The organism is Streptomyces sp. URMC 126 (assembly GCF_051386555.1).
Classification (GTDB): domain Bacteria; phylum Actinomycetota; class Actinomycetes; order Streptomycetales; family Streptomycetaceae; genus Streptomyces.
Genome location: NZ_JBPQTX010000301.1, coordinates 1 through 8,354 on the forward strand (window position 1 = coordinate 1; position 8,354 = coordinate 8,354).

Here is an 8,354-nt window from a genome sequence, read left to right on the forward strand (position 1 = left end):
ACAACCGCGCGGAGCGCGGTTTCAGGGGGTCCGGGGGCGTGCCCCCGGTTTTCGGGAAGGGGCGGGACTGGGGAGAAGAACCCGGCTCAGCCGGCCCGCACCCCCGCCCCCTCCGCGATGTACCGAGCCATCCCCTCCAGCGACCCGATCACCGCCTCCTCCACGTCGTCGTCCCAGATCAGGTCGAACTCGTCCTCGACCGCGACCAGGAACTCCATCAGCCGTACCGACGTCAGCCCCAGCGCACGCAGCGAGCCCGGGCCCGTCTCGGTGACCGGCCGGCCGTCCAGTTCGACGGCGGCGACGCGCTCCAGCAGGGCGACCAGCCGCCGCAGGATGTCGTCCGTCATACCGGCGTCCGTCATACGAGCGCTCCCGCCGTGGCGCCGCGCGGCACGAACGTCTCCGGGAACCCGCCGCCCTCGACGGACGCCACGAACCGGGCGATCGAGGACTGGAACTCCGCCGGCCGCTCGAAGTACGGCAGGTGCCCGCACTCCTCGATGATCTCGACGGCGGCGCTCTTCAGCAGCCCCGCGACGTTCCGCAGCGTCGACTCCGTCGTCGAGAAGTCGTCGTCGCCGCTGAGCAGCAGCGTCGGCGCGGAGATCCGCTCCAGCAGCTCGGCCTTGTCGTCGGCCTCCAGCGCCTCGCGCAGGTTGGCGGCGAGCTGGGCGGTGGAGTTCATGGCGAGGAAGCGCTCGCGGAGCGCCAGGTAGGCGCCGGAGCCGCCCTCGGCGATGGCCTTCTCGCCGAACACCAGTGGGTAGATGAGGTCGAACAGGGCGCGCGGCCCGCCCGTCTCCAGTGCGTTCAGCCAGGACTTGGCGATCCGGCGGCGCCGCGACGAGCCCTTCGGGCTGAGCGGCGGGCCGACGAGGACCAGGCCGGCCACCCGGTCGGGGTGCGCGACGGCGAAGTCGCGGCAGATCAGCGTGGAGATGGAGGTGCCGACCAGGTACGTCTTCTCGATCCCCAGCCCGTCCAGCAGCGACCGCAGGTCGTCGGCGTGCCGGGCGAAGTCGGCCGGTTTGCTCTCCGAGGCGCCCTGGTTGCGCAGGTCGTAGGTGAGCAGCCGGTGGTCGCCGGCGAGCTCGCCGGTGAAGTTCCGCCAGGCCGTGCTGACCACGTAGATGGTGGAGACGAAGGTGACCACCGGGCCGCTCTCGCCGCGCACCTCGTAGTACAGCTTGCAGCCGTCCTCCGTCTCGTGGAGGTCCTGCTTGCCGTCGTAGGCGAGGTCCCAGGACTCGATGCCTTCGCGCTTCACGCGTTCGTTCCCTTCTTGGCGCGGTGGTGCTCCAGGTACCAGCGAATGAACTCGCCGACGTGCTCCTGCGGGAGCGGGTGGCTCAGGACGCCCTCGCCGAGCAGCTTCTCGACGTTCGCGACGTCGAACTCCTTGGTGCCGTTGACGTACGAGCGGTAGAACTCGACGCGCTCGTCGACCCGTTCGTCGATGAGCGTGAACTCGTCGGTCGTGTCGACGTAGACCGGGTGCTTGATGGCGAGCTGGTCGCAGAGCTCCGACAGGGTCTCGCCCACCGACGGCTGCTCGGTGTTGGCCAGGTGGTAGACGTCGGAGGGCCCGTCCTCCAGGGCCACGCCGACCGCCGCCGCGACGACGAGGTCGACGGGGATGAAGTTGACCAGCGCGTCCTCGGTGGCGCGGAGGCGCAGCGGGCGGAAGACGAGCATGTCGCCGAGGCTGCGGCGGACCTCCGAGCGGGCCTTCTGGAGGCCCTTCACAAAGCCGTAGAGGCCGGTGAAGCTGGTCGCCGCGAAGGTGCGGCTGTGGCCGATGACGATGCTGGGACGGAAGATGCGGGTCCGCTCGAACCCGGCCTCGTACACCGCCCGTTCGGCCTGGATCTTGCTGTGCTCGTAGGCGTTGTTGCTCACCACGCCGTCGCCGACGCGCTCGGCCGGGATGAAGCCGGTGCGGTCGCCGGCCACGTACGCCGTCGAGACGTAGTTGAACGTCGGCGCCTTCAGCGCCCGGGCCAGCTCCAGGACGTGCTGGGTGCCGCCGAGGTTGTCGCGGAGGATCTCCTCGCGGCGGTGCTCCTCGTAGGCGAGCGAGGCGGCGACGTGCCAGACCTGCTCGACCTCGGGCAGCGCGGCCGCGTCGACGCCGGCCGCCTCGGCGGTCAGGTCGCCGGCCACGGCGTGGCAGCGGGTGGCGATGGCCTCGTCGAGGTCCGTGATGCCGTACGAGGCGGCGGCCGTGGTCAGCGCGGAGCGCAGCCGCTCGTCGGCGGAGAGGTCCTGGCGCGGCCGGACGACGCAGTGGATCTCGGCGTCGGTGCGGGCGAGGAGTTCGAGGACGAGGGCGCCGCCGACGAAACCGGTGGCGCCGGTGACCAGGTGGTGGGGGACGTGCGTCATGCCGGGCTCCCGGGGGTGGGCAGGGCCGCGGCGAGCGCGGGCCAGTCGTTCAGGTCGTCGCCGTGGGCGTTGATGAGCGCGAGCGCGATCCGCTCCAGGCCGAAGGCGGCGCAGGCGCTGTGCGCGGTCCCGCCGTCGGGCAGCCGGACGGCGAACCGGGCGCCCAGGTGGTCCTTGTGGCAGTTGGCCGAGGCGATGGCCGTGCCGGGGTCCTCGGGGGACACCTTGGCCACGAACTCGTACTTCAGGTCCTGCTCCAGCTGGCTGGCGCGCATGAAGCGCCCGCCGGGCCCGAAGAACGGGTCGGTGGCCGAGACGATGTCGACCGCCACGCCGAGCTCGGCGAAGAGCTTCGCGGCGCGCTCGATCCAGCCGTCCCGCCAGGCGGTCACCGGCTCGTCCGCGCCGACGGTGACGAACTCGCGCATGCGGAACGTCCGGAACCGGCCGAGCTCGCTGGTGGCCTCGTGCCGGTAGCAGTAGCCGGCCACGTCGAAGTGGGCCTGCTCCTCCACCGTGCCGTCCGCGAGCCCCGGGTAGACCGGGTAGCAGGCGGCGGGTGCCAGGACGACGCCGTCGGCGTCCTCGTCCATGGCGTTCACCGAGCCCAGCAGGTGCGGGAACGATTCGGCGTACTCGGCCCGGTCGATCAGGGAGCGGGAGAGCACCGGCGGGTGCCAGACCGGCCCCTCGGTGCCGCCCAGGGCGGTCAGCCGGGCCTGGAGGCCGGCGATCACTGCCTCGAACTTGGGCGTGAAGCGGTGGGTGCCCACCGCGCCGGCGGGGAGCGCCCAGCCCCCGGCCGTCAGGTCGTCGGCGGCGCGGGCCGCCTTGGTGTCGTTGCCGGTCATTCCTGTATCAGGTCCCCCGTGAGAAGCAGCAGTTCCGAATTGGCCAGCTCCAGGCGGCCGTTGGCGATCATCAGGCGGGCGGAGTAGAGGTCCCGCAGGTGCCGGGCGACCGAGTACGGGCCGGACTCGCTGTAGCCCGCCATCCCGCAGATCTCCAGCGTCTGCTCGACCACCCGCACGGCGTCCACCGAGACGCCGGTCTTCAGCGCGTTGGCCCGGACGGTCATGGCGGTGGTGTCCGCGTCCTGGGCGGCGTCCCACACGGCGTAGTCGTCGGCGAACCGCGCCACCGTGTCCTGGAGCACCCGCAGGTCGGCGTAGGCCCGGCCGAGGCGCGGGTCGTCCGCCGTGCGCCCGGCCTTGAGCTGGGCGCGCATCCTGACCTTGGAGTACGCCACCGCGCGGCGCACCGCGTCCGCGGCGATGCCCGTCCACACGCCCGACCACAGCAGGTGGGAGAGCGGCACCATGCAGCGGGTGGCGGTCTCCCCGAACGGCTCGGGCAGCACCATGCCTGCGGGCACCGTCGCGTCCAGGGTGAACGGCGGGCTGCACGTGCCGCGCATGCCCAGCGGGTTCCAGTCGCCGGTGCGCTCCAGCTCCGCGTGCTCGGCCATGACGAGCACCGCGACCTGATCGGTCGGCGCCGCGTCGGGGCCGGAGCGGGCGGTGACGAGGAAGCCGTCGGCGTGCTCGCCGTACGAGACGGTGGTGGCCTTCTTGGCCAGCCGGACCATGCCGCCGTCCCCCGGTTCCACGGCCGCGACGCTGCGCCGCATGTCGCCGCCGACGCCCACCTCGGAGGTGATCGAGGCGATCAGCAGCTGCCGCTCGGCGATGCCGGTCAGCGCCGCCGCGATCTCCGGCGAGGCGGGGGCGCTCCGGGCCAGGCAGGCCACCTGGAGCTGGTGCATCGCCCAGACCATGGCGGTGGCGGCGCAGCCGCCGGCCAGCCGGGCGCCGATCCGTGTCAGGGTGACCGGGTCGAGGCCCTGGCCGCCGTACTCCTTGGGGACGGCCGCGGACAGCAGGCCGCGTTCGCGGAGCGCGGCGACACCGGCGGCGGGGAAGGCGGCGTCGCGGTCGGTGGCGGCGGCGTGTTCGGCCGCCACTGCGGCCACCTCGGCCGCCGCGGCGAGCGCCTGACGATCCGTCAGCAACGCGCGTTCGCTCGTGGCGGTCACCGGCCGGCCCCCACAGGCTGCTCGCGGTCGCCGGTCAACTCGGCGAGGACGGAGGCCAGATGGGCGATCGAGCCGAAGAGGGCGCGGCCGATGCGCTCCTCGGGGATCTCGACCGAGAGCCGCTCCTCCAGGGCGAGCATGACCCGCACGGAGGCCAGCGAGGTGAGCCCGGCGGCGTAGAGGTCGCCGTCGGCGGGCAGCTCGTGCGCCGTGGCGCCGAGGTCGGAGTGGCGGGCGAGCGCCTCGCGGACGGCGTGCTCGCAGGGTGTTGCGCTTTCGGGCACGGGAAGTACTCCTAGCCTTACAGAGAGTGCTGATGCGCGAGTGCGCGAAGCAGAAGGTGGGAGAGTGAGTGGAGTGGTGCCACGCAGCGTGGTGCTACGCATGGAGTGGTGCTCCATGTGACGCGGCGCTACGTGTGGTGAGGTGCTACGCGGGCAGGGCGGCGACGGCTTCGTCGACGTGCGCCGCCAGCCGCTCCTCGCGGCTCTGGAGATCGCGCAGCATGCGGACCAGGCGCCGCCGCCCCTCCGGCGAGCCGCCGGACTCCCGGGACAGCGTGTGGACCAGGTACCAGCGCCGGGTGAGGGACGCGGCCTCGACGGCCACGGGCTCCAACTCCGGTGCGCTGTCCGCCAGATGACGGAAGAGGCGGCCGAGGAAGTGCCGTTCGGCCGCGGCGCCGCTCACGTCGAGCAGGCCGGCCTCGGCCGTGTCGCAGGCCTCGATGTACGCCGCGAGGGCCGCGCTGTCGCGCTCGTGGTGCGCGCGCCGGTCCTCGCTCACGGCCCGGGCCAGCTCCTGGGCGGAGGGCTTGCGGGTGGGCCCGCCGGCCAGCAAGAAGGTGCGGAACCCGTCGGCCGCGTCCGCCGAGCGCAGCGTACGCCAGCGCTCCTCCGGATACCGGACGGGCTCCGGACGGTTCATGGGGTCGACGACGGTGACCCCGTCGGCGTCCCGGCCGGTGACCAGGACGCAGTGGGCGATGTGTTCGACGCCCTCGTACTCCGAGGGCAGCCAGTAGGCGTCGACGGCGGCGGCCGTGGGGCGGCCGGCGGCCAGCTCGGCCTCCTCCAGCGCGCGGAGCTCCGCGTAAGAGCCTGACCGCCGCTCCTGGAGCGGGAGTCCGTGGAGGCGGGCGGCCGCCGTGACCCAGCGGTCGCTCCCCCGCAGGACGGTTCCGCCGTCCCAGCCGAACCCCCAGGTGGTGACGAGGACGTCCTCGGCGTCGGGCAGCCCGTACCAGGCGGCGAGGTTCGCCACGCACTGCTGGTAGCAGGTGCCGAACGGCGTGCTGCCGGTATGGGCGGGTATGAGGTCGATGTCGGTGTGCGGCACTGTGCTGTCTCCCCCGTTCCGCCCGGTCCACCCCGGGCGGCGGTGCACCGGCGGTGACCCGCCGGCTCTGGTCGATGTGGAGCACGTTCCGTTGCGTGGGTGCGCCGCGGCGCGGCGCGGCGGTCCGCCGGTCAGGCGGGGACCGCGAGGAGCTGGGCCCAGCTCTGGGTGTAATGCAGCGTGCCGTCGAGAGTGACGGGCCGCATTCCGGTCACCGGGCCGCCGGCCAGTTCGCCGGTCAGTTCTTTCTCGATGCGCGCCGCCGTCTCCGCGGGTGTGCGCGCCTGCTCCAGCCAGGGAGCCAACGGCCGCCGGACGTCGATGACTTCGGCGTCGCGGACAGCGGCTCCGGCGGCGGTGAGCAGCTCGGTGACGCGGTCGACGGTGAGCATCGTGCCGTGCGAGGGGTCGCGCAGCCGCTCGATCCGGTCGGGGTCGCCGCCCAGCTCGGGGCGGCGCACCATGTCGGCGACGACGATGCGCCCGCCGGGCCGGCAGACCCGGACCAGCTCCCGGACGACGGCCTCGGGCGAGACCACGTGGTGGAGCGAGAACCGGGTGACGACCAGCGAGAACGAATCGTCCAGGAAGGGCAGCGCGGCGGCGTCGCCCCGCTGGTAGACGATCTGCGACAGCCCCTCGGCGTCGGCCTCCCGCTTGCCCGTGGCGAGCATCTCGGGCGTCGCGTCCAGGGCCGTGACATGCCGGACGTGCCCGGCGAGCGCCCTCGACACGAGCCCCGTGCCGCAGGCCACCTCCAGACAGACGTCCTCCGGCCGGGGAGCGGCGAACTCGACGAGCTCCCGCAGCCTCATGGTGAACGCCGTATTCAGCCGCGCGTCCTCGAACGTACTCGCCTGACGCGCGAACTCCTGCCGGTTACGCGCTAACTGGTCCTCGCCACCGCTCCGGAGCGACATGAAGTCGAGCCTTTCCCTGTACGGAGAGCCACAACTGCTTCACCAAGCACGTATGACCCTACTGGGCCGTAGCGATCAATTGTCAATACCTGTTGGGAAATAGCTGTATCCAACGGGTTAATACCAACGGAACGCGGCGTCCCGGACCCTGACGACCAAAGCGTCAAAGGCCCGGAACGCCGCGTTCCGGTAAAGCGGTCGAGCCGGTCAGGCCTTGGGGGCGATCCTGCTCAGCCCGTTGATGACCCGGTCCATGGCGTCACCATGGGTCGGATCCGTCAGGTTGGCCAGCAGCTTGAGTGTGAACTTCATCAACATCGGGTGCGTCAGCCCGCGTTCGGTCGCCAGCTTCATGATCTTCGGGTTGCCGATGAGCTTCACGAAGGCGCGCCCGAGCGTGTAGTAGCCGCCGTACGTGTCCTTCAGCACCTTCGGGTAGCGGCGCAGGGCGAGTTCGCGCTGCTCGGGGGTGGCCCGGCCGAGCGCCTGGACGATGACCTCGGCGGCGATCTGGCCGGATTCCATCGCATAGGCGATGCCCTCGCCGTTGAACGGGTTCACCAGCCCGCCCGCGTCGCCCACCAGCAACAGGCCGCGCGTGTAGTGCGGCTGGCGGTTGAATGCCATCGGCAGCGCGGCGCCGCGGATCGGCCCGGTCATGTTCTCCGGCGTGTAGCCCCACTCCTCCGGCATGGAGGCGCACCATGCCTTCAGCACCTCGCGCCAGTCCAGCTCCTTGAAGGACGCGGAGGTGTTGAGGACGCCGAGGCCGACGTTGCTGGTGCCGTCGCCCATGCCGAAGATCCAGCCGTAGCCGGGCAGCAGCCGGTCCTCGGCGCCGCGCCGGTCCCACAGCTCCAGCCACGACTCCAGGTAGTCGTCGTCGTGGCGCGGGGAGGTGAAGTACGTGCGGACGGCGACGCCCATCGGGCGGTCGTCGCGGCGGTGCAGGCCGAGCGCGACGGAGAGCCGCGTCGAGTTGCCGTCGGCGGCGACGACGAGCGGGGCGTGGAAGGTGACCGGCGCCTTCTCCTCGCCGAGCTTCGCCTCCACGCCCGTGACCCGGCCCGTGCGCTCGTCGAGGATCGGGGCGCCGACGTTGCAGCGCTCGTACAGCCGGGCCCCTGCCTTGACCGCCTGCCGGGCGAGCTGCTCGTCGAAGTCGTCGCGCTTGCGGACCAGGCCGTAGTCGGGGAACGAGGCGAGATCCGGCCAGTCGAGCTGGAGCCGGTTGCCGCCCGCGATGATGCGCAGACCCTTGTTGCGCAGCCAGCCGGCCTCTTCCGAGATGTCGATGCCCATGGCGATGAGCTGCTTGGTGGCGCGCGGGGTGAGGCCGTCGCCGCAGACCTTCTCGCGCGGGAAGGCCGTCTTCTCCAGCAGGAGGACGTCGAGGCCGGTCCTGGCCAGGTGGTACGCCGTGGCGGAGCCGGCGGGACCGGCCCCGACCACGATCACATCGGCGGTGTGTTCGGCAGGGGCGTCGGTCACGTCGGCTCTCCCGTTCGGGTGCGTGGGTTCGGGTGCTTGGTTCGGGTGCGTGGAGGGGACTGCTCGGTCTGCGACGAGTCTATGAGCCGGACCCGGCCGGGTGGCCGGTGGGCCGGGCCCGGAGCGGGGGCGGGTACGGGGGCGCGACGGTCCTGGACGTGCGCCGGGGGGGGGGGGGGGGG

Annotated in this window: 9 protein-coding genes; all 9 read right to left on the minus strand. The window is 72.4% G+C overall.

Annotation, left to right across the window (positions count from 1 at the left end):
* Positions 1-86 precede the first annotated feature (86 nt).
* The 9 genes from ACSNOK_RS27100 to ACSNOK_RS27140 all read right to left on the minus strand — a co-directional run bounded on the left by ACSNOK_RS27100 (position 87) and on the right by ACSNOK_RS27140 (position 8,172).
* Entirely contained in the window at positions 87-365 is a 279-nt protein-coding gene (locus ACSNOK_RS27100; protein WP_436783407.1) for a phosphopantetheine-binding protein, read from the minus strand.
* Positions 362-1,270 carry an alpha/beta fold hydrolase gene (locus ACSNOK_RS27105; RefSeq protein WP_436783408.1) on the minus strand — a complete coding sequence of 303 codons (909 nt, stop codon included), beginning with the start codon at positions 1,268-1,270 and terminating at the stop codon, positions 362-364. Before ACSNOK_RS27105 ends, ACSNOK_RS27100 begins: the two co-directional genes overlap by 4 nt.
* Complete coding sequence (locus ACSNOK_RS27110; protein ID WP_436783409.1) at positions 1,267-2,388, minus strand: SDR family oxidoreductase; 1,122 nt, start codon at positions 2,386-2,388, stop codon at positions 1,267-1,269. Before ACSNOK_RS27110 ends, ACSNOK_RS27105 begins: the two co-directional genes overlap by 4 nt.
* A complete protein-coding gene (locus ACSNOK_RS27115) occupies positions 2,385-3,239 on the minus strand; it encodes a hypothetical protein (protein WP_436783410.1) in 855 nt (284 codons plus the stop codon). Before ACSNOK_RS27115 ends, ACSNOK_RS27110 begins: the two co-directional genes overlap by 4 nt.
* Complete coding sequence (locus tag ACSNOK_RS27120; protein WP_436783411.1) at positions 3,236-4,423, minus strand: acyl-CoA dehydrogenase family protein; 1,188 nt, start codon at positions 4,421-4,423, stop codon at positions 3,236-3,238. The genes ACSNOK_RS27115 and ACSNOK_RS27120 overlap by 4 nt, the downstream gene beginning before the upstream one ends.
* Complete coding sequence (locus ACSNOK_RS27125; RefSeq protein WP_436783412.1) at positions 4,420-4,707, minus strand: acyl carrier protein; 288 nt, start codon at positions 4,705-4,707, stop codon at positions 4,420-4,422. The genes ACSNOK_RS27120 and ACSNOK_RS27125 overlap by 4 nt, the downstream gene beginning before the upstream one ends.
* 145 nt (positions 4,708-4,852) lie before the next feature.
* Positions 4,853-5,761 carry a BtrH N-terminal domain-containing protein gene (locus tag ACSNOK_RS27130; RefSeq protein WP_436783413.1) on the minus strand — a complete coding sequence of 303 codons (909 nt, stop codon included), beginning with the start codon at positions 5,759-5,761 and terminating at the stop codon, positions 4,853-4,855.
* Between the two features lie 131 nt (positions 5,762-5,892).
* Positions 5,893-6,681, minus strand: a complete 789-nt coding sequence (locus ACSNOK_RS27135) for a class I SAM-dependent methyltransferase (RefSeq protein ID WP_436783414.1) — start codon at positions 6,679-6,681, stop codon at positions 5,893-5,895.
* Between the two features lie 207 nt (positions 6,682-6,888).
* Positions 6,889-8,172 (minus strand): geranylgeranyl reductase family protein, encoded by a 1,284-nt coding sequence (locus tag ACSNOK_RS27140; protein ID WP_436783415.1) that lies wholly within the window; start codon positions 8,170-8,172, stop codon positions 6,889-6,891.
* Positions 8,173-8,354: the final 182 nt, after the last annotated feature.

Excerpts from the sequence above, each read along its gene's own strand:
- ACSNOK_RS27100 (WP_436783407.1), bottom strand. The coding sequence starts at position 365 with ATGACGGACGCCGGTATGACGGACGACATCCTGCGGCGGCTGGTCGCC.
- ACSNOK_RS27110 (WP_436783409.1), bottom strand. The coding sequence starts at position 2,388 with ATGACGCACGTCCCCCACCACCTGGTCACCGGCGCCACCGGTTTCGTC.
- ACSNOK_RS27115 (WP_436783410.1), bottom strand. The coding sequence starts at position 3,239 with ATGACCGGCAACGACACCAAGGCGGCCCGCGCCGCCGACGACCTGACG.
- ACSNOK_RS27135 (WP_436783414.1), bottom strand. The coding sequence starts at position 6,681 with ATGTCGCTCCGGAGCGGTGGCGAGGACCAGTTAGCGCGTAACCGGCAG.